The organism is Pedobacter sp. AW31-3R, from assembly GCF_052180285.1.
Lineage (GTDB): Bacteria > Bacteroidota > Bacteroidia > Sphingobacteriales > Sphingobacteriaceae > Pedobacter.
The window spans coordinates 1,680,992-1,700,138 of record NZ_CP197475.1 but is presented as its reverse complement, the minus strand read 5'-3'; the positions used below and the strand labels follow the sequence as shown (position 1 = coordinate 1,700,138).

General features: G+C 45.0%; 16 protein-coding genes, 1 tRNA gene and 1 riboswitch. Of the genes, 6 read left to right on the top strand and 11 right to left on the bottom strand.

Annotation, left to right across the window (positions count from 1 at the left end):
• Window positions 1–52: 52 nt before the first annotated feature.
• Both ACSBL2_RS06995 and ACSBL2_RS06990 read left to right on the top strand, forming a co-directional pair.
• A complete protein-coding gene (locus ACSBL2_RS06995) occupies window positions 53–1,306 on the top strand; it encodes a sterol desaturase family protein (protein WP_442590962.1) in 1,254 nt (417 codons plus the stop codon).
• A 175-nt stretch (window positions 1,307–1,481) separates the two neighbouring features.
• Window positions 1,482–2,171, top strand: a complete 690-nt coding sequence (locus ACSBL2_RS06990; RefSeq protein WP_442590961.1) for a Crp/Fnr family transcriptional regulator — start codon at window positions 1,482–1,484, stop codon at window positions 2,169–2,171.
• A gap of 69 nt (window positions 2,172–2,240) precedes the next feature.
• Here the strand turns inward: ACSBL2_RS06990 and ACSBL2_RS06985 are convergent, their stop codons facing one another.
• The 4 genes from ACSBL2_RS06985 to nirB all read right to left on the bottom strand — a co-directional run bounded on the left by ACSBL2_RS06985 (window position 2,241) and on the right by nirB (window position 6,440).
• Window positions 2,241–2,651, bottom strand: a complete 411-nt coding sequence (locus ACSBL2_RS06985) for a hypothetical protein (RefSeq protein ID WP_442590960.1) — start codon at window positions 2,649–2,651, stop codon at window positions 2,241–2,243.
• A 31-nt stretch (window positions 2,652–2,682) separates the two neighbouring features.
• Window positions 2,683–3,498, bottom strand: a complete 816-nt coding sequence (locus ACSBL2_RS06980; RefSeq protein WP_442590959.1) for a formate/nitrite transporter family protein — start codon at window positions 3,496–3,498, stop codon at window positions 2,683–2,685.
• Window positions 3,499–3,502: 4 nt separating this feature from the next.
• On the bottom strand, window positions 3,503–3,865 hold the full coding sequence (nirD, locus tag ACSBL2_RS06975; protein WP_442590958.1) for a nitrite reductase small subunit NirD: 363 nt from the start codon (window positions 3,863–3,865) through the stop codon (window positions 3,503–3,505).
• 61 nt (window positions 3,866–3,926) lie between these two features.
• Complete coding sequence (gene nirB / locus ACSBL2_RS06970) at window positions 3,927–6,440, bottom strand: nitrite reductase large subunit NirB (protein ID WP_442590957.1); 2,514 nt, start codon at window positions 6,438–6,440, stop codon at window positions 3,927–3,929.
• A 286-nt stretch (window positions 6,441–6,726) separates the two neighbouring features.
• Between nirB and cobA the strand changes: the two genes are divergently transcribed.
• The 4 genes from cobA (at window position 6,727) to ACSBL2_RS06950 (ending at window position 8,919) form a co-directional block, all read left to right on the top strand.
• Entirely contained in the window at window positions 6,727–7,476 is a 750-nt protein-coding gene (cobA, locus tag ACSBL2_RS06965; RefSeq protein ID WP_442590956.1) for a uroporphyrinogen-III C-methyltransferase, read from the top strand.
• 185 nt (window positions 7,477–7,661) lie between these two features.
• A tRNA-Met gene (locus ACSBL2_RS06960) sits at window positions 7,662–7,732 on the top strand.
• Window positions 7,733–7,986: 254 nt separating this feature from the next.
• A complete protein-coding gene (locus ACSBL2_RS06955; protein WP_442590955.1) occupies window positions 7,987–8,343 on the top strand; it encodes a hypothetical protein in 357 nt (118 codons plus the stop codon).
• Window positions 8,344–8,430: 87 nt separating this feature from the next.
• Window positions 8,431–8,919 carry a cupin domain-containing protein gene (locus ACSBL2_RS06950; RefSeq protein WP_442590954.1) on the top strand — a complete coding sequence of 163 codons (489 nt, stop codon included), beginning with the start codon at window positions 8,431–8,433 and terminating at the stop codon, window positions 8,917–8,919.
• Window positions 8,920–9,006: 87 nt separating this feature from the next.
• Here ACSBL2_RS06950 and ACSBL2_RS06945 read toward each other — a convergent pair whose 3' ends face one another.
• The 7 genes from ACSBL2_RS06945 to ACSBL2_RS06915 all read right to left on the bottom strand — a co-directional run bounded on the left by ACSBL2_RS06945 (window position 9,007) and on the right by ACSBL2_RS06915 (window position 19,131).
• Complete coding sequence (locus tag ACSBL2_RS06945; RefSeq protein WP_442590953.1) at window positions 9,007–9,870, bottom strand: hypothetical protein; 864 nt, start codon at window positions 9,868–9,870, stop codon at window positions 9,007–9,009.
• A gap of 100 nt (window positions 9,871–9,970) precedes the next feature.
• Window positions 9,971–12,739, bottom strand: coding sequence for a TonB-dependent receptor (locus tag ACSBL2_RS06940; protein WP_442590952.1), 2,769 nt, complete (start codon window positions 12,737–12,739; stop codon window positions 9,971–9,973).
• Between the two features lie 112 nt (window positions 12,740–12,851).
• Window positions 12,852–13,808: a cytochrome-c peroxidase gene (locus tag ACSBL2_RS06935; RefSeq protein ID WP_442590951.1), complete on the bottom strand. Its 957-nt coding sequence runs from the start codon at window positions 13,806–13,808 to the stop codon at window positions 12,852–12,854.
• 102 nt (window positions 13,809–13,910) lie between these two features.
• Window positions 13,911–14,555 carry a YceI family protein gene (locus ACSBL2_RS06930; protein ID WP_442590950.1) on the bottom strand — a complete coding sequence of 215 codons (645 nt, stop codon included), beginning with the start codon at window positions 14,553–14,555 and terminating at the stop codon, window positions 13,911–13,913.
• A gap of 39 nt (window positions 14,556–14,594) precedes the next feature.
• Window positions 14,595–15,914, bottom strand: coding sequence for a peroxiredoxin family protein (locus ACSBL2_RS06925; RefSeq protein WP_442590949.1), 1,320 nt, complete (start codon window positions 15,912–15,914; stop codon window positions 14,595–14,597).
• Between the two features lie 100 nt (window positions 15,915–16,014).
• Window positions 16,015–17,277, bottom strand: coding sequence for a peroxiredoxin family protein (locus tag ACSBL2_RS06920; protein WP_442590948.1), 1,263 nt, complete (start codon window positions 17,275–17,277; stop codon window positions 16,015–16,017).
• Between the two features lie 186 nt (window positions 17,278–17,463).
• Window positions 17,464–17,560: riboswitch (SAM riboswitch) on the bottom strand.
• A gap of 416 nt (window positions 17,561–17,976) precedes the next feature.
• Window positions 17,977–19,131, bottom strand: a complete 1,155-nt coding sequence (locus ACSBL2_RS06915; RefSeq protein WP_442590947.1) for a cysteine desulfurase family protein — start codon at window positions 19,129–19,131, stop codon at window positions 17,977–17,979.
• Window positions 19,132–19,147: the final 16 nt, after the last annotated feature.

The window sequence follows — 19,147 nt, the reverse complement described above, 5'->3', positions numbered from 1 at the left end:
AAATATTTTTCTACTTTTGTAAAGACTACTAATTTAGTATACTTTATTCAATATGGTAAACACAACGAATACAATTGTCCTGTTAGCAGCCGGCATCAACTATGAAGCCTTTGCCATTCCTGCGTTTTTCATCTTCTTACTGCTGGAATACCTGCTTGCGGTAAGGAAGAAACAAACCGGGGTATTCAAATATGAAAGCTCTATCTCGAATTTAAGTATCGGTATCGCTGAGCGCTTGCTCAACCTGTTTATCACGGCAAGTTTTTACAGCCTTTACGTCTGGATCTACACGAATTACGCACTTTTTAATATCCCCAATAGCTGGTGGGTCTGGATTTTACTGATCCTGGTCACCGACCTGGTGTGGTATTGGTACCACCGTCTGGGTCACCAGATCAATTTCTTTTGGGCCGCACATATTGTCCACCACCAGAGTGAAGAATTCAATTTCACTGTTGCCGCCAGAATAACGGTCTTCCAGGCGTTGATACGCAATATATTCTGGTGCGCCATCCCTTTTCTCGGCTTTCATCCAAACATGGTCATCACCATTTTAATGGTGCATGGTGCCTATTCCTTTTTTACCCATACCCAGCTTATTGGTAAACTGGGCTGGCTGGAGCACATTATGATCACCCCCTCACTCCATGGCATCCACCATGCCAGCGATGAGAAATACCTGGATAAAAACTTCGGTGATGTTTTTACATTCTGGGACAGAATCTTCGGCACCTTCCAAAAGGAGGAAGAGGCACCTAAATACGGATTGACGCATCCCATTAAAAGCTACAGCTTTCTTTGGCAGCACTTCCATTATTACCTGGAGATTATCGAGGCCTGCAAACAGACGAAGTCATTCAAAGGCAGACTGAAAATTATTTTTGGAAACCCGGGATTACTCAACCAGGAGATCAGGCCTGCACTTGAAAAGAGGTATTTCCAGGACAGGTCTCCCGACCAGTACCGCTTTAAGTTTAGGAAATATTTAAACATCCAGCTTATTTTTTCTATTCTGCTCCTCACTTTTATTACCGCCGGATATGCCTACCTTGGCCTGGATGATAAGCTCTTTATGACCACAATGATTTTACTCACCCTGATCAACTGTGGGGCCCTGATGGAGCAAAAAAAGTGGATTTATTACCTGGAATGCTCCAGAATCCTGACTCTCCTGGCTTTTTTACTATGGAAAGCAGGAGAAATAGAACTGATCATCCTGCCAGTCCTCTTACTGATCATATTCGATGAGGTATTTAACATCAAGAACATCTATAATAATTATGTACTCCGATATGAAGAAATCTGAAACCCTGCAAAGAATTCAACTACAAAATAAGGGAAAGGGCTTAGGCCAGTCCCCTTTTGAATGCGCTATCAGCAGGGTTTGACATCCGGAAATCAAATGTATAGTGCGGATATGCGCATAAAATGAATTATCTGCTTACTTTTACGGTCACATTTCCACCATTTACTGACCGAGAATGAGAAAAAATACGAATTGCGACCTTCAAACCTGCTTTATGTGTCAGCTGGCCCTAAAAGAATGGAAACCTGCAATTGAAAATCACCGTAAAAACCTCTCCGTCAAAAAAGGAGAACAGATCATTAAAGAAGGGGAACCCGTAACCGGTGTTTATTTCATTTATTCCGGAAGTGTGAAGGTACACAAGAAATGGGGAGAGAAAGATATCATCATTCGTTTTGCCACCAAAGGAAAAATATTCGGCCACAGGGGACTCGGTGTGGAAAATTCGGTCTACCCGATCTCTGCAACAGCACTGGAGGCGACCACATTTTGTTTTATTGAAAAGGAATTCTTTCTGGCGACCCTCAGAGTAAACCATGAACTGGCTTTCAACCTGATGATGTTTTATGCGGAAGACCTCCGGGAATCAGAAGAAAAAATGAGGAACCTGGCCCTGATGTCTGTCAAAAGCCGGCTTGCAGTGGCTATATTCCACCTCCAGGACTTATTTGGCCTGGATGAACAAAACTGTATCAGTATTGACCTGAGCCGCCAGGACCTCGCGGCTTTTACCGGGGCTACTTACGAAACTGTTTTCAGGACCATGAACGACCTGGTCCAGGAACAACTGATTACCTTGATCGGAAAAAAGATACAGATTCGGGATGCAAAGGGACTAAAACTGCTCACCGCAGAAATCCCCTGATCCCACAGGGAATTATGATCAGAAGTGGTCCGGAGCATCAACCTTTCTGACCATAATCCCTCCCGATGGCTAGAATTTATACCCCAGCCCTATTCCTGGGTTCCATTTCCCATTCCTGGCAGCTGTTTTACTGTTATAATAAAAAGGCAGCTGTACGGCCAGATGTTTGTAGCTTGCAGTGAGTCCGAATCCCAGAGATGGCGTGAGCACTGAATTTTTTGTGCTGCCTGCAGTCCCCTTATCTTCCTTTATACGTAAGCCGGGCAACAATCCGACAAGCAGGGCAATTGGTTTCCGGCTAAATTTAATCCCTGGCCCCGTACAGTTGACATAGGCACCATGATCTGTGTATCCGGCTACAATGGTTCCTTCAAACAGCAACGGTTGTATGGGGGCTGCAGCATGCTGCTGTGATCTGGCCTGCAGGCCGGAAAGGGTAATGGCAAAACAAATGAGTGATAGGCGAGCGTAATAGTGCATGTGATGGGCGGGTTAAAATGAACTGATCAATTTATAGGATAGGTGTACTGACTTGATTTTCTGGTTTGCCATGGGTGTAATAAACAGCCATCCCGGTAAATAACAGGCCACCTACAATGTTTCCCAGCGTTACAATCAGCTGGTTATCCAGCCACCATTCAGCGAAGCTTACTTTTGCACCAAACAGCATCCCGGCCGGGATGACAAACATGTTCACTACAGCATGTTCATATCCGAGGGCAAAAAAGATAAAAATTGGGATACCCGCAGCAAGGATCTTTCCGGAAGTCGACTTTGAAGTCATTGCCATGACAACACCCATGCAGACCATCCAGTTACACAAAACCGCTTTAACAAATGCGGAAAACAATCCCGCAAAACCGTGTACAGCATAACCCGTAGTCTTCTTCTCCGCGGCGGCAACGAGCATCTGATCAATTGGCCCCATGGTAGGCAGTGTACCTGTCTCGGAGGAAGCGCTCCAGAATAAAAAGGCAAATAACATGCTGCCAATCAGGTTGCCCACAAAAACCCAGAACAGATTCTTCAGCATTACCGATGCCGTTATTTTCCCTTCCAGCCAGGCCAGCGGAACAAGGGAAAAACTTCCCGTGACCAGCTCCATTCCCAGAATGATAATGATGATAAATCCGACCGGGAATACCAGGGCACCCGCCATACTCAGTTTCGTCTGGGCGGCAGCCAGGTAAGCGAGTGTTACAGAGATGCCGAGCAAGGCACCCGACATGCTACCTCTGATGAGCAGGTCCCTGACCTGCAAAGATGATTTTGAAATAGCGGCACTCATCATCGTGCCGGCTACTTCTTTTGGTGATACATAGTCCATATAGTTACAAAGTTGATTTCCATCCGATATACACCAATCCATCCTCAATTTTCACGGGATAGGTTTGAATTGCGCACTCATCCCCTGTCAGACATTCCCCGGTTTTCAGGGAAAATGTTTTTTTATGGAAGGGGCAGGCAATTTTGGGTTCTTCCCCGGCGGTACCGATCATCCCCCTGCTCAATGCCATCTGACGGCGGTGGGGACATTCATTCTGTGTGGCATACCACTCCCCACGGCGGGTAAAGTAGAAAAGTGCAATCTGTTCGGCACCGTATTTCACACAGACACCGCCATTTTCAGCAACATCCTCTACACGGCAGGCAACAAACCAGGTGTATATTTCATTTTCGCATAGTGTATTCATAAGGAACAGGGTATAAATTGAGATATGATTAGCTATTGTATAACTGATTTAACCGCACTGGTTATGCTTTGGTCCATTCCGCTTTTTTCTGCCCGCGCATTTCCGTAAACGTTACCGTCGGATCCTTTTCTCCCGGAGCATTGATAAAGTGATTGAACCTTTTCCTGATGGAAGGATTCTCTACCGCCTCTTTCCATTCACATTTGTACGAAGCGACCAGCATTTCAATTTCCTCTTCCCATTGCCTCCCCATTCCAATACTGTCATTGACCACCACATTACGCAGGTAATCAATTCCACCTTCCATTTTGTTCAGCCAGGTAGCCGTTCTGGTGAGAGGATCCGCAGTGCGGATATAGAACATCAGGAACCGGTCTATGTAACGGATACAGGTATCACTGTCGACATCCGAAGCCAGCAGCAGCGCATGCTGGGGTTTACTGCCTCCATTTCCGCAGACATATAAGTTCCATCCTTTTTCCGTAGCAATAATTCCGAAATCCTTGCTCTGTGCCTCGGCGCATTCCCGGATACAACCACTCACGGCCGACTTAAACTTATGCGGTGCCCGGAGCCCTTTGTAGCGGTCTTCAATCCTGACAGCAAAGCTCACGCTGTCGTGCAATCCGAAGCGGCACCAGGTACTTCCCACACAGCTTTTCACTGTCCTCAGTCCTTTCCCGTAGGCATGGCCACTTTCGAAACCCGCATCAATCAATTCCTCCCAGATCAGGGGCAGGTCGCTCAGGTGCGCACCGAAAAGATCGATGCGCTGTCCCCCGGTAATCTTTGTGTACAGGTTATATTTTTGGGCAACCTGACCGATGACAATCAGTTTCTCGGGTGTGATTTCACCGGCCGGAATTCGCGGCACCACAGAGTAGGAACCGCCTTTCTGGATATTGGCCAGAAAACGGTCATTGCTATCCTGCGCCGTATCATTGCCCTTCTGCAGGATCATCTCCTTCCACAGACTGGCCAGGAGGGAAGACACCAGTGGCTTACAGGTTTCACAGCCATCTCCCTTTCCGAGTTCATCCAATACTTCATCGTAGCTTTTGATCTGGTGAATATGGATCAGGTCGTACAATTCCTGCCGGCTATAATTGAAATGTTCACAAATTACATTGCGTACATATTTGCCATTCGCCTTCAGGGTATAGACCATCAGGTCCTTCACCATCGGAATGCAACCGCCGCACCCTGTACCCGCCTTGGTACATTTTTTTATTGCTTCCACCGTCTCACATCCCTGCTCAGTTACGGAATTGCAGATCGCAGCTTTGGTAATGCCTTCACAACTACAAATCAGGGCTTCATCCGGCAAGGATGCCACTCCTGAACCCGAATTTTCTTCCGCATTCCCTCCCCTTGACCCCAGGATGAGGTCTTCCGGATTTGGCGGAAGGAGGATCCTGTTGTTAACGGTTTGCAGCAGCATAGGATAGGCTGCTGCGTCACCAATTAAAATACCCCCTAAAAGGTATCGCCCGTCGTTACTTATATTGATGCGTTTATAAATTCCTTTATGGGTATCTTCAAATATGATGGTCCTGCAATCCGGCTCCGTGATAAAGTTATCGCCAAAACTGGCGACATCCACACCAATCAGTTTAAGTTTGGTGCTCATATCAAAACCGCTGAATGACTTGTCTCCGCCGCACAAATTGGCAGCGACCACTTCAGCCATTTCATATCCCGGAGCAATCAGACCGTAGATGGTCTGTTCAAATAATGCGCATTCCCCGATAGCAAATACGGCGGGGTCGCTGGTTTGCATTTTATGGTCTACAATGATCCCCCCGCGGCTGCTCACTTCTATTCCGCAGAGCTTTGCCAGTTCGTCACGGGGCCTGATCCCGGCGGAGATGACCAGCATATCAATATCCAGTTCCGTGTCATCATTGAACTGCAGCCCTGTAATTTCTGTATCGCCTTTTATCGCAACCGTGTTCTTGTTTAAATGGAGCTGTAAACCCAGGGCACTGAGCTTGGCACTTAACATTTCACTCCCTGCACTATCGATTTGCCGGGGCATTAAACGGGGAGCAAATTCAATGACATGGTTTTTCTCAATTCCCAGGTCGATTAATGCTTTCGCTGCCTCCAGCCCCAGTAAGCCCCCTCCCATCACAGCTGCATGACTTACATGACGGGCATAACTTTGGATCAGTTCCAGGTCATCGATATTCCGGTATACAAATACCCCGTCTTTCCCCAGGCCAGGTATATTCGGAACAAAAGCAGCTGAGCCCGTTGCCAGGACCAGCATATCATAAGGCAATGCCCTCCCGCTGCCTGAATAAACAGTTTTGGTCTGCCGGTCTATATCTTTTACCGGATCATTCAGGTACAGTGTGATCCCATTGTTCTCATACCAGTCTGCCGCCGACAGAGAAAGGTCATCGGCACTTTTCCCATTGAAATATTCACTGAGGTGCACCCGGTCATACGCCCTTCTCGATTCTTCGCCAAAAACATAAATATCAAAGTCGCGCGACTTTGCAATGAGTTTTTCACAGAACTTATGGCCGACCATTCCATTGCCTATCACTACAATTGTATCCTTTTTCATGCGTTTTGACATTTTAAATTAAGGTTTTCAGGTTTTTTTCAGGTTTTTAGTGTTTTTCATCACAACAATCTATCAGCAATCAGCCATAAATTCATTTTTCAGCTCTACATCACAAAAACATATTATAAATAAGACAACCAAAGGTTATTTTATATGATTTTTGATATACAAATATGTATTATTAATTCAATAAAATCAAAATATTATGATTTTTATCATAATATATCATTGAAATACGAGATTAAATGATCAATTTTATGTTATTACCCCATAAAAAACCAGGCAAATGAAAAACAAAACAGCTGAATACGGACTATTTATCATGGGCGGTGGCCCGGGAGACCCGGAATTGATTACTTTAAAAGGTTACAGGACATTACAGCGTGCAGATGTTATCCTATATGATAACCTGATCAATAATGAACTGCTGGAAATGGCTCCGGAACATTGCAAACTGGTATATGTTGGAAAGCAACCCTATGGAAACTATACCCCACAGGATACCATTCATGAACTGATCAGGCAGTACGCCGCACCTGATAAGGTAGTCGTTCGCCTGAAAGGCGGAGACCCTTATATCTTTGGCAGGGGTTATGAAGAATTATGCTATGCGGAAGAACAGGGTATACAAACACATTATATCCCAGGGATCAGCAGTATGCAATCTGCCGGACTAAACGGTATTCCATTGACACACCGCGGGGTGAGTGAAAGCCTGTGGGTGATTACCGGAACAAAAAAAGATGGTAGTCTTTCGCGCGATCTACGCTGTGCGATCAACAGCTCTGCAACAGTGGTGATCTACATGGGAATGAAAAAACTGGCGGAAATAGCGGACATCTACTGCTCTGCCGGATTGGGACATATTCCCGCAGCCATCATACAACATGCCACACTTCCCCATCAGAAAAAAGTGATCTGTGCGGCCAAAGATCTGGAACAGGCAGCTAAGGATGGGGAACTCAGTTATCCTGCAATAATAATTATAGGTGAAGTGGTCAGTCTGCAGGAATCATTATTGTGTCAGGCCAGTTAAACTACCAATAAAATACGGCCGGTAAAGGAGCTGGTAAAACAATCTATCAGCGCTTAGCTTGATCAGCATTTACGGTCAATCCCGGGCCGGAAACAGCGGATATTTATCTGAAAATAAATACTACTAATTTAGTATACTTTATTATCTTTGTACATGCTCAACAGAGAAAATGGGCAGCACATTATAGTCATGTGGCCGAGTGGTTAGGCATTGGTTTCATAAACCTGTAACAGCGGTTCGAATCCGCTCTTGACGTCTAAGCGATTGAAGCTGTATACTTACAGCCAGATCAGCTTTTCAACAGTGGTTAGATCCACTTTCTTTAATTTAACAAAGCCGGATGGCCTTGTGCATTTGGTTACAGACTGTACTCATTCCGGTCTGTAATAATTTCTGCAAGCAGAAATTGCTCATTAATTTGATTTTATCAGGGGCTATTTAAAAGAATAGCCTCTGGTTTTTAAAATGAAGAAAAAAATTTATAAAGTTTTAATATAATTATATACAATTGTGGCTGACGGTGACCTGGAACTCTTAAATCTTATCAGAAAAAATGATGAAAAAGCATTGAAAGATATTATAAATCTATATTTCAAGCGTGTCTATTATTTTGTGAGCAAAGCGATTAACGACCCCGACCACATTGAACAAACGGTAACCACCGTATTTAAAACCCTTTGGATCAATCGTCATGAGCAGCAGATTGAATCCCTCGAAGAGTATATCTTTATACTCACCTGCCGTGAAATTTCCAATACGACACGTTCCCGAAGCAATAATAATTCGACAGGCTCCGAAGAGCTGTTCAGTGGACTGAGAAAAACACTGGCTTCCTTTTTAAACAAACTTTCCTTCGTCTCGAAGTAAGTATCCTTTTTCCAGAATTATCTATCAGCAGGTTTGTTTTTAAAAACAATGAACCTGTGTCTTTTATGACCATAAAAACCATAAATTATGAGCAAGTTCCCTACCATTCCAAGAAGAATAGTAACCGGTATCAATGGAGGAAAATCCGTCATCATTGAAGATGCACAGGTGACAAATGTTTCCGAAGATTTTCCAGGACTGGTGATCTCTGATGTATGGGCGACCAATACCATGCCTGTAGATCTCTCCAAAGAGCTATCGATTCCCAATACTGCTATTCCGGTCACTCCGCCGAACGGCACCTATTTCAGGTATGTCAGCATTCCTCCCGATAAAGACCTGGGGATTCCAGCAACCCAGGAGCATAACCGGCATCCCCTGTTTCACCAGACGGATACAATCGATTATATCATCATTGCCTCAGGTGAAATTTACCTTGTCCTGGAAGAAGAGGAAGTAAAGCTGAGCACTGGTGATATTGTGATCCAGAGAGGCACGAACCATGCATGGAGCAACCGCTCCGATCAGCCCTGTATACAATTGGCGGTGCTGATTGATGCCAAACATTCCGGATAACCCCCGGAAACAACAACAACAACAACAACAATAACAATAACAGCAGCAGTGTTTAGAAAAAACATCGCTGCTGTTTGGAAGACCTGATCAATTGTGGACAATCACTGTGGCCGTCAGTTCAGGGGAACCACCCTGTAATCCATTCACAAATATGGTATAGATTTTACCACTTTCCAGCGCAATACCGGAAAGCGAATTTCCCCCTACAGGAATGACAGCCTTGCTAGCAGCATCCTTAAGCTGAAAACTCAGGCCCGAAGCTGCATCTATTTCTTTAAAGGGGCCTAATGTCTTCCAGGTTAACCCTTCCACCACTGCAGGAGCTTTCCCTGCAGTATAAGGGATGACGACCTGACCACCAAAATTTCCATAACCTACACCAGAAAAAATTGTTTCCCCGGCAGCATAGCTGAAATCAAGATTTGGAGCATCAGGCGCAAAATTAGCAAAGCGTACTTTGGCTTTTCCGGCAGCAGGCAGGCTCAGGTCATCATAAACCAGGATGAGGCTATCGATGTTATTGGGATTCAGGGTACTGGTCAGCCGCTTTTTAACGGTAAACAAAGTATGGGCAAAGTCGGCAATCGGCCCATTAGGTCCTGCGAAAGAAGTGGAATTGCTCTCCTGTATAAAATTGGCACTCCCCCCAAAAACATAAGAGGCCTTATAGGAAGTTGACGTTCCTTCGGTCACATTGTACTGGACTTTTCCATATTGTGTTTCCAGATAGGCCGAAGCCGTATTTCTCTGCAAGGCAACTGGGGTAACTTTCCTGGTGAAATCCCAGAAATGTACGGCTGTAGTTGACAAACGGGCATTCACAAACTTAACCTTGGCACTCAGTGCCGGTCTGTCGCCCGCATCCACATCCAGGTAATCTGCCTTACCGCAGGAAGAAAAAACAACTGGCAGGAACGCGGTGATCAATATATAATTTTTAAATTTTTTCATGAAGGATATGTTAATTGTTTTAAGGGGCCTGATCAACATTTTCAGGAGCAAACTCCGATTTGGCCTGCCGATCCCCTCATCATCAAATGATTTATATTTTTTATTTAAAATTGGCCGATAGTCTGATAAAAGGTTGTAATCCTGCGTTTGAACCGGACTGTACAGCGCCCGGCGATGGTGTCCTGGTGATATTGCTGCCCGGTGCAGGTATCGCATAATCTCCCAGTTCATTGAACAGGTTGTTGACTCCTACCGTTGCCTGTAATATCGGGGTGATCCTGTATCCCGCCGATACATCAACTACCCAGATCGGGTTGTACACCTGATAATAATAGTCAGGCTTAGGAAAACTCGCATTCAGCTGACTTACAGCAGTGACCGAACCAAAATAAACACCACGTGCCAGGAGGCTTAGCTTTTTGAAATTATAGGTTCCCTGCAAAGTGATCTTCGTCGCCGGAATAGCCGAAGTAACCCGTACTTCTTCACTTTCGTCAAAGATGATATAACGGTAAGCTTCCAGGCCTTTCGGTGTATTCACTTTGGTCAGCCTGGTCTTCTGGAAATTACCGCCCGCTAAGAAGGCTGCATTGGCACCATTTGGCAATAAGAACTTATAACTTCCCGTAAACTCAACCCCTTTTGTTCGTGTGCTGAACGAGTTGTAAAAAAACTTGGCCTGTACCGTGCCTGTTTGCACAAAAAGCGCCCTCACGTCAGCCGGCAAATTGGTATCCGTAGCAGAAAAACGTCCCGTATTTCCTACCCTGTCCCTGATATCGATCTGGTAAGCATCGAGTGTAAGCTCTATATTCTGCAAAGGCTGTGAGGTAATCCCAGCGGAATAACCTTTGGACTTTTCAGGCTGCAGGGATGGAATTCCCAGGGCCTTGGTTGCAGGGTTTACATTATTTGCGGTCACCTGGTCGATGGCCACCCCATTCTGGAAGGTTGTAGAGGTTTCGGTATAATAGTATTGAGCCAGATCGGGTGCCCTGAATCCGGTATTGAAAGCGCCCCTGATGGCAAGCCATTTTGCAAAACTATATCTTGTGGCTGCTTTGTAAGTACTTACACTTCCAAAATCGGCATAGTTTTCTACCCTGAATGCACCGGACACCAGCCAGTTTTTTGTCACATTCAATTCCACATCCGCATAGGCCGCAGAAATAGAACGTTTTGCATCTACTTCATTAGAAGGGCGGAATCCCGCATGGATCTGGGAGCCCGGGGACAGTCCGTTCAAAGGGGTGCTTCCCGCAGCAACAAGGTAGGGAATTCCACCAGTCGTGTATTCCACGTTATATATTGGACTTAAGTCGGCCTTCGAGTAAGAGCCCTCTTCACCCGCCTTGATCTGGTAAGTCTCTACCCGGTATTGCCCCCCAAAAGCCACATTCAGTCCACTCAACACCTTATCGAACTTACGCGAAAAATCTATACTTCCGCTATTCTGAGAAGCATTATAGCTACCGGCGTTAAAAGTTCTGGGAGTTTTCTGGCCAAGACTGGCATTCAAGGAATTGCTGATCAGGTTATCGAAGGCATTCCTGCCATACACATTGGAGATATCGACATTCCATTCTTTAATTTTTCCTTTTACCCCAACAGCAAAGGAAAGGTCGGTAATGATATTGTCCATAGCCGGAAGGAAACCATCAGGATATACGAAAGTATTATTGCGCTCTGTCCAGCCCGGCAATCGGTAAACTGCTGTAAACTGGGAATTGCGGTGACTTATTCCCCCAAAAGAGTATACTTCGAAGCCATTGTTCAGCGGTACGGCAGCATTATAGGATAGCAGTCCGTCCTTTGATTTATTCGTAGATCCGCGGGTATCAAAAAAATGGCGGTCTATACCCCTGCTGGCAATAATTGCATCATCAATCTCTTTGGTATAGATCTGATCAAATCCCCGTGTATTTGCACCGCCACCATATGCCGGCCCAATGTAAAGACCATCGCCGGTTTTTCCTGCCGGAAGCGAAACCGCCTGGGTAGCATATTCACCAGTTACATTCAGAAATCCTTTTGCACCCAGCTTCAGGCCTACATTTGCATTGGTACGGGTGGTCAGTCCATCTCCCCTCCTGCGTATACTTTCCAGTGTACTGATGGTCAGCTCATCTACATTGCTCTTCAGCACGATGTTAATTACTCCGGCAATGGCATCCGAGCCGTACTGGGCAGCAGCACCGTCCCTCAGGATCTCAATCCTGTCAATAGAACCGACAGGAATAGCATTCAGGTCGTATCCTGTCGCTCCATTTCCCAGGCCTCCCCAACTGATATTGGAGCTTTTATGCCTTCTTTTTCCATTGACCAAGACCAGCACCTGGTCCACGCCCAAACCTTTCAGCTGCACGGTGGAAGTCGCAGATGCAGCATCCCCTCCCCCGGAAACGGAGGAGTGAAAGGATGGAGAAACATATTGCAGCAACTGGGTCACACTGGCCTGGGGAGAATATTGCTGAAGGCTCTTCAGGTCAATTACATCTACCGGAACAGGTGAATTCAATTTTGTACGGTTGGCATTACGTGACCCTACAATCTGAAGTTCATTCAGATTATTGTCGGCCTGCTCCAGCCTGATATTGATGGTGGTAGCGGTACCGATCTGGACTTCGGACGATTTATAGCCGATATAGGAAGCGACCAGGAACCGTCCGTTTTTTACCGTTATTTTATAGAATCCGTCTTTATTGGTCGTTGCAGTTCCATCCAGGCCTTTCACCTTAATCGAAACTCCCGGTAAGGGCAGCTGATCTTCCGCAGAAGTAACCAGTCCGCTGATCGTCCGTTGCTGAGCAAAAATTTCAGGGAATACACCTATACCCAAAAGTAGTATCAAGAGTAGTTTTATTTTCATTTATCGTCGTTTAAATTGGGCATAGCCCAGGCTAACCCACCGCATTTGTTGCTGTAAATCAGTTCGTTTAAAAAAATATTTAGTAGTGTTTTTTAACAGGCCTCCATGTTTTTCATGGCTTTTTTAGGAACCTGTCGTCTGTCAATGAAACCAAAAAGGCTTCCAGATCATCCATTTCAGTTGTGGTAAGTCCCAGGGGTTTACTTAAGGAAAGGTCGCGGTTCTTTCCATTTTTGATCACCTCATCGGGGTTATTATAGTATTTAATGACATCTTTAAGCGTCCTGAACATTCCGTTGTGCATGTAGGGAGCAGTCAATGCCACATTTCTCAGTCCGGGAATTTTAAAATGCCCTTCATGCTCAGGATTATTGGTCACCTGAAACCTGCCTGCATCTTTCAATTCTTCTCCGTTGAATAAACCAATGCCCTTAAAACGGTCGGCCGTGAAATCCTCCCCGGAATGGCAGTTGTTACAATTGGCTTTCCCGATAAACAGTAACCTTCCCCGTTTTGCATTTTCAGAAATGGCTGCATCGTCACCATTAATATAACGGTCGTACGGACTATTGGCCGTTTCCAGCGTTCTTTCATAAGCAGCGATGGCCTGCAGCAAATTCTTCTGGTTGGGTGCTGCATTGAAAATCTGCTGAAATAAAACGGCGTAAGTTTTATCATTCTGCAGCCTTTCCAGTGCCTCGGCAATGGGCAGGTTCATTTCTATAGGATTAATGATTGGCTGTAAGGCCTGGTCTTCCAGGGAAGAAGCGCGGCCATCCCAGAAAAGATTCGGCCGGCCGGAAAGATTGGTGACCGAAGGAGAATTTCTCAATCCTTTTGCACCGCCTACACCAATGCTGACTACCGCGGTATCGGCAAATGCAAATTCTGGCTTATGGCAGGAAGCACAGCTGATAGACTTATCTTTTGATAATATAGGATCAAAAAACAACTTCTCTCCCAGCCGTTCTTTACTGTTGATCAATTCGGGGTCATCCGCACCAAAACCGGCGATAATGAATACCAGACTGGTCATCACCACAAAAATCATGAGTTTGGTTCTTTTCATTGTATTTTCTTCTGTAAGGTCAAAAAATGTAAATGCTATCCGGTGTATTAAGGACCGGGCAGAAGATGTCCTGCCCGGTATCCAACCAAATAAAACCAACACTTACTTATTTGCCACAAGCTGAATGTTGAGTTCAAAGTCATCTGCGATAGTCTTATCACCCAGGTTCTCAAAAAAACTTTTAGACCTGAATTTGATGTCATACTTCGTCCTGTCCACCACAATCTTCGCATTGGCCGACAGTTTATTGTTACTTACCGTTACACTGGCTGGGAAACTCACTTCATTGGTGATTCCCTTTATGGTAAGATTCCCTTTAATCAGGTAGGCTCCAGCCCCTTTGGTAACTGCAGAGGTAATCACGAACCTGGCTGTTCCGAATTTCTCTACAGCAAAGAAATCGTCACTTTTGAGGTGTCCCAGCAATTTGCCATTGGCTTCCTTATCTTCAATATCTGTCACTGTAATCGACTTGGTATCCAGGTCAAAGCTGCCACCTTTTAATACATTGTTTTCGACAGTCAGTGCCCCCGCGCTTACATTAATCGTTCCGGCATGTTCTCCGGTAACTTTTTTAGCCAGCCAGGTCAGCTTGCTATGGGTGGCATCCACTTTAAAAGACTCCGCTTTGGAGGCTGCCTGTTCCCAATAAGCCTGTTGCTGCTGCGGAACCAGCGAATGGACAATCGTAAAAGAAGAAAGAACAAAAACGGTTGCTGCTGCAGCCAGGGTGGTAATTTGTTTCATGTGATTAGAATTAGTAGGTATGTTTAAATCGTTTAGGTATTATTTTCCTGTCACCGGGGCATTGGCAGCGCTCACAGAAGGTATCGGCTCAGCAATCAGTTCATCCAGTACCTTGTTGAACTTTTTCTCATAGTCGGCATAGTACTGCCCGGTAACCGTACCGGTATATCCGGTATAAATTTCCCTGACTTCTCCTTTGCGGTCGATAATGATCGTTGTGGGATAAGCAATGAATTTATTTAAGGCCGGTAACTTGTCTGCCACCAGACGCTTGTCAGCCAGTCCCCCGAACAAGATATCATACTTGATATTGTACTTATCGCGCAGTTTACCCAGGGTATATTTGCCATATTCAAGATCATCCTTTTGTTCAAAACCGATAGCGATGGCCTCTACCCCACGGTCTTTATTTTTATTGAACCATGGCGACAGGAAGATGGTCTGATCAGTGCAGTTCGGGCACCAGGTACCTACCAGCTCTACAATCACGACTTTCCCTTTGTACTTCTCATCTGTTAAGGAAACAGGCTTTCCATCCAGGTCGGGAAAAGTAAAAGCCAGCTTCTTCAATCCTGGTTTCAGGGAAGTGAGTGTATAGGGATCCGGCAATTCCGCTTTCCCGTCTTTCACGCCGGTAAATTTCAGATTGTCATAGATCCCCTGACTAATTTCACCGGATAATGTTCCGTCTTCATTGATGGTTCCCCTGTAGATTTTCGGACTTGGCCCGCTAAATCCGGAGAGGACAAACTGATTGCCCTGTACTGTTCCTTCCAGTTCGCGGCTATCGCCGGTCACCTGCATGATGACACCGGTCAGTTTGTTGCCTACCTGTTTCAGTATCGCTACCTTATTCGGCACCGCTTCTTTAGAGAAACCTTTGAACTCCCATTTTCCGCTCAGGTTCGCTGCAGGTGCGATATCTTTACCCGGCTCTACGAAACGGTAAGATTTCCCCTGCTCTGCTGTGAAAGGCAAGGCATTTCCCCGAAGTCCCGGAACCAGGCTCCTGTATTCACCACTGATCTTACCATCACTTTCAATCTTTGCCACCAGCGCAGCATCATAGGTATTCATCTTGATGAAAAGTGAATCCTTACCCAGGTACTGGATATGGAAATCATCTCTCCTGGTTCCATTGAGCAGCGTAAACGTGGCATGTTCTGCATCTTTACCTTTCAGCTCAAAATTAAAAGGCACTTCGCTTTCACTTACTTTGAAAACACCCCGCCAGATGCCTTCCTTAATAAATTTCCTGTTTCCCTTCGGATCATCCGGGTGCTTGCTGAAGGCCAGTGAAGAGGAAGAAATAAGCGTAGCAAGGGCCAGCACCTGTATTTTATACACATGATTTTTCATATCAAAAAGAGATTAAGCGTGTAGGTCAACCAACCGGTTAAACCTTTAAATGGGTTAAAATAGACTGTAAATATTTGTTAAAACAGAACTTAAATATTCCTTATTTTCCGTTGACCGTTCTGGCAGAAGCCAGTTCCGGCACCGGTTCAGCAATCAGTTCATCCAGTACCTTATTGAATTTCTTCTCATACTCTTCAAAATATTTACCGGTGACTGTTCCGGTATATCCGGTATAAATTTCCCTCACCTCACCTTTCCTGTCAATAATGATCGTTGTGGGAAAAGCAACAAACTTATTCAGTGCCGGCAGTTTTTCAGCAACTATTTTTTTATCGGCAATCCCGCCGAAAAGAACATCATAGGTAATTCCATATTTCTTTTTCAGCACGCCCAGTGTATATTTTGCATACTCCAGATCATCTTTTTGCTCAAAGCCAATAGCGATGGCTTCCACCCCACGCTTCTGGTTCTTCTTGAACCATGGGGCAAGGAAAACGGTCTGATCGGTACAGTTCGGACACCAGGTACCGATCGTCTCTATAATCACCACTTTACCTTTATACTTGTCATCACTCAGGGAGACTTTTTTTCCATTCAAATCCGGAAAAGTAAAGTCCAGTTTTTTGTATCCTTCTTTCAGGAAAGTCAGTTTGTAGGGATCCGGCAGTTCAGCTTTCTCATTGCGTTGTCCGTCGAACTTCAGGTTCTTATAGATTCCAAATCCCTGTTCTCCGGAGATACTGTTGTCATCATTGATCTTACCCCTGACAATAAAAGGACTGGGACCGGTAAATCCCGACAATTCAAACTCATCGCCCTGTACTGTTCCTTCCAGCTCCCGCGTATCGCCTACTACGGTCATAATTACTCCGGTCAGTTTATTGCCGGTCTGTTTCAGTAAAGCAATAGAGGCTGGCACCGCTTCCTTGGTATAGGTTTTAATCTCCCATTTACCGGAAATATCATGGCTGGGTGCCACCTCCTTTCCAGGGGCTACAAACCGGTAATTTTTACCGTATTCTGCGACAAAAGGCAAAGAATTGCCCCTGAATCCAGGAACCAGACTCCGGTATTCCCCGGTCAGTGTACCATTATCTTCCAGTTTTGCCACAAGTGCAGCATCATAGGTATTCATCTTCACATAGATAGAATCCTCCCCAAGACGCTCCACATGAAAATCGTCACGCCTCGACCCGTTGATCAGTGTCAACACGGCTGTTTTCGGATCCTTGCCCTTAAATTCAAAATTAAACGGAACTTTCGATTCACTTACACTAAACACACCACGCCATATTCCTTCCTTCGGAAAAGGCTTTGAATCTTTTGCGGATACCGTTCCCCCCAGTAGGACTACTGAGGTCATCAGGCACGCAATTTTCGAGGAAATTGTAGTTTTCATCATCATCGTTATTAATTTAAACACTATATTTTAATAGTTTTTAATAACAAGTTTTCCTGTCCAGGCCGATCCAGCACAATACCCTCCGGCAAATACCGGTTGAGCCTATACATGGATTCACATGAAACGAAGTGTAACCTGTTATGGGTTAATTTATAATCTGTTTCCAGATCAGTTTGAGCACTTTTTCCTACGGAAAGTTGCTAGAAGTTCAACGAGACTGACTCTCCCTTCTTCTGTATAAATCAACTAATTAATGGTGGTGATTAATTAGAGTAAAAACCTAACTAGTGGTGGTGATTAGTTAGGCGCCTTCCTGATACCCCGGCAACTTATTTGACCAGAATACATGACCACCATAATACTCTATCAAAATGCCCCGGGGTACCAGGATTTTAAATAAGAATATTTGAAAGAATAACCTTTTTAGGAGGAAGCCATGATTTTGGTTTAGGAGCAACAACAACAACGCATGACTTTATCTGAGTAAGATTTCAGAAAGCTTTCAGGAAGTTGTATGATGGATATCATAATGAGAGTTTTAGTTTTTTGTCAATTATTTTTTATAAATATAAGAAGGATAAATCACTTCTGCAATTAATACTACTAATTTAGTAGTATTAATTGTTATACCTATGTATATCAAGGTATTAAAATATGATTCTAGCAGACTGCACGCATTTCAGTGAGTGTTTCATGCACATACAGATTGGCCAGCTGGTTCACTGCCTCATCAATTTCTGCTTCAGTATTGTACCTGCTGAAAGAGAAACGGATGGTGGTGCGTCCCTGCTGGTCTCCAAGAGCCTTTAACACATGCGAACCGGATCCACTGGTGCAGGCGCTGCCGCCTGACACACAGATATCGAGCTGGTCGAGATAAGATATGGGTGAAAGTCCGTTTGCCTGATCGGGCAATGAAACGCTCAGCACCGTTTTCAAACTGTTGTGCTCTGCTGAATTTCCGTTGAATCTGATTCCCGGAATCCTGTAAAATAAATCCTTTATCATTTTCTGTTTAAGATGGGTGATATGTTGATGGTAAACCCCGGCATTGGCATAACTTAGCTCAAGGGCTTTTGCCAGTCCTACAATCCCGGAGACATTTTCTGTACCGCTCCTTTGTCCTCGTTCCTGGGCACCTCCATTAATTAAAGGGGTAATCTGACTGGCCGCGCTGCTGTAAAGGAAACCTACTCCCTTTGGGCCATGGAACTTATGTGCAGAACCAACCAGGAAATCTGCCTGCAATTGTTGGGTATCATAACGGTATTGTCCCATGGTTTGTACCGTATCGGTGTGAAATATAGCGTCGTACCTACAACAGACTTCAGCAATAGATTCAATTTCGTTAAGGTTCCCAATTTCATTGTTTCCATGCATGATGGATACCAATGCCCTGTCCCCGGTAGAAAGCAATTGTTCCAGTTCCCGGATAGACAAGTTTCCTTTATGGTCATGACTCAGGTAGACCAACTCGATCTCCCCTGTACGTTTCAGGGATTCCAGGGTATGTAATACGGCATGGTGTTCTAAAGGAGTAGTAATGGCAAGGCGAATCCCATTAGACCGGATAGCGGAAATGATCGCCGTATTGTCAGCTTCCGTACCACCGGAAGTGAAAATAATCTGTGAAGGGTTGGTGTTCAGTAAATCAGCAATTGTCTTCCTGGATTCTTCAATAGCCTTCCTTGCCTGCCTCCCGTAGGAATGCGAGGAAGAGGGATTACCGAAGTTTTCGAAAATAAAAGGCTCCATAGCCTGAAAAACTTCTCTGCTTAAAGGGGTGGTCGCTGCATTGTCAAGGTAAATCTTCATTTTCTATCTGGATTAA

Coding starts and splice junctions, on each gene's coding strand:
- ACSBL2_RS06995 (WP_442590962.1), top strand. CDS start 53: ATGGTAAACACAACGAATACAATTGTCCTGTTAGCAGCCGGCATCAAC.
- ACSBL2_RS06990 (WP_442590961.1), top strand. CDS start 1,482: ATGAGAAAAAATACGAATTGCGACCTTCAAACCTGCTTTATGTGTCAG.
- ACSBL2_RS06985 (WP_442590960.1), bottom strand. CDS start 2,651: ATGCACTATTACGCTCGCCTATCACTCATTTGTTTTGCCATTACCCTT.
- ACSBL2_RS06980 (WP_442590959.1), bottom strand. CDS start 3,498: ATGGACTATGTATCACCAAAAGAAGTAGCCGGCACGATGATGAGTGCC.
- nirD (WP_442590958.1), bottom strand. CDS start 3,865: ATGAATACACTATGCGAAAATGAAATATACACCTGGTTTGTTGCCTGC.
- nirB (WP_442590957.1), bottom strand. CDS start 6,440: ATGAAAAAGGATACAATTGTAGTGATAGGCAATGGAATGGTCGGCCAT.
- cobA (WP_442590956.1), top strand. CDS start 6,727: ATGAAAAACAAAACAGCTGAATACGGACTATTTATCATGGGCGGTGGC.
- ACSBL2_RS06950 (WP_442590954.1), top strand. CDS start 8,431: ATGAGCAAGTTCCCTACCATTCCAAGAAGAATAGTAACCGGTATCAAT.
- ACSBL2_RS06945 (WP_442590953.1), bottom strand. CDS start 9,870: ATGAAAAAATTTAAAAATTATATATTGATCACCGCGTTCCTGCCAGTT.
- ACSBL2_RS06940 (WP_442590952.1), bottom strand. CDS start 12,739: ATGAAAATAAAACTACTCTTGATACTACTTTTGGGTATAGGTGTATTC.
- ACSBL2_RS06935 (WP_442590951.1), bottom strand. CDS start 13,808: ATGAAAAGAACCAAACTCATGATTTTTGTGGTGATGACCAGTCTGGTA.
- ACSBL2_RS06930 (WP_442590950.1), bottom strand. CDS start 14,555: ATGAAACAAATTACCACCCTGGCTGCAGCAGCAACCGTTTTTGTTCTT.
- ACSBL2_RS06925 (WP_442590949.1), bottom strand. CDS start 15,914: ATGAAAAATCATGTGTATAAAATACAGGTGCTGGCCCTTGCTACGCTT.
- ACSBL2_RS06920 (WP_442590948.1), bottom strand. CDS start 17,277: ATGACCTCAGTAGTCCTACTGGGGGGAACGGTATCCGCAAAAGATTCA.
- ACSBL2_RS06915 (WP_442590947.1), bottom strand. CDS start 19,131: ATGAAGATTTACCTTGACAATGCAGCGACCACCCCTTTAAGCAGAGAA.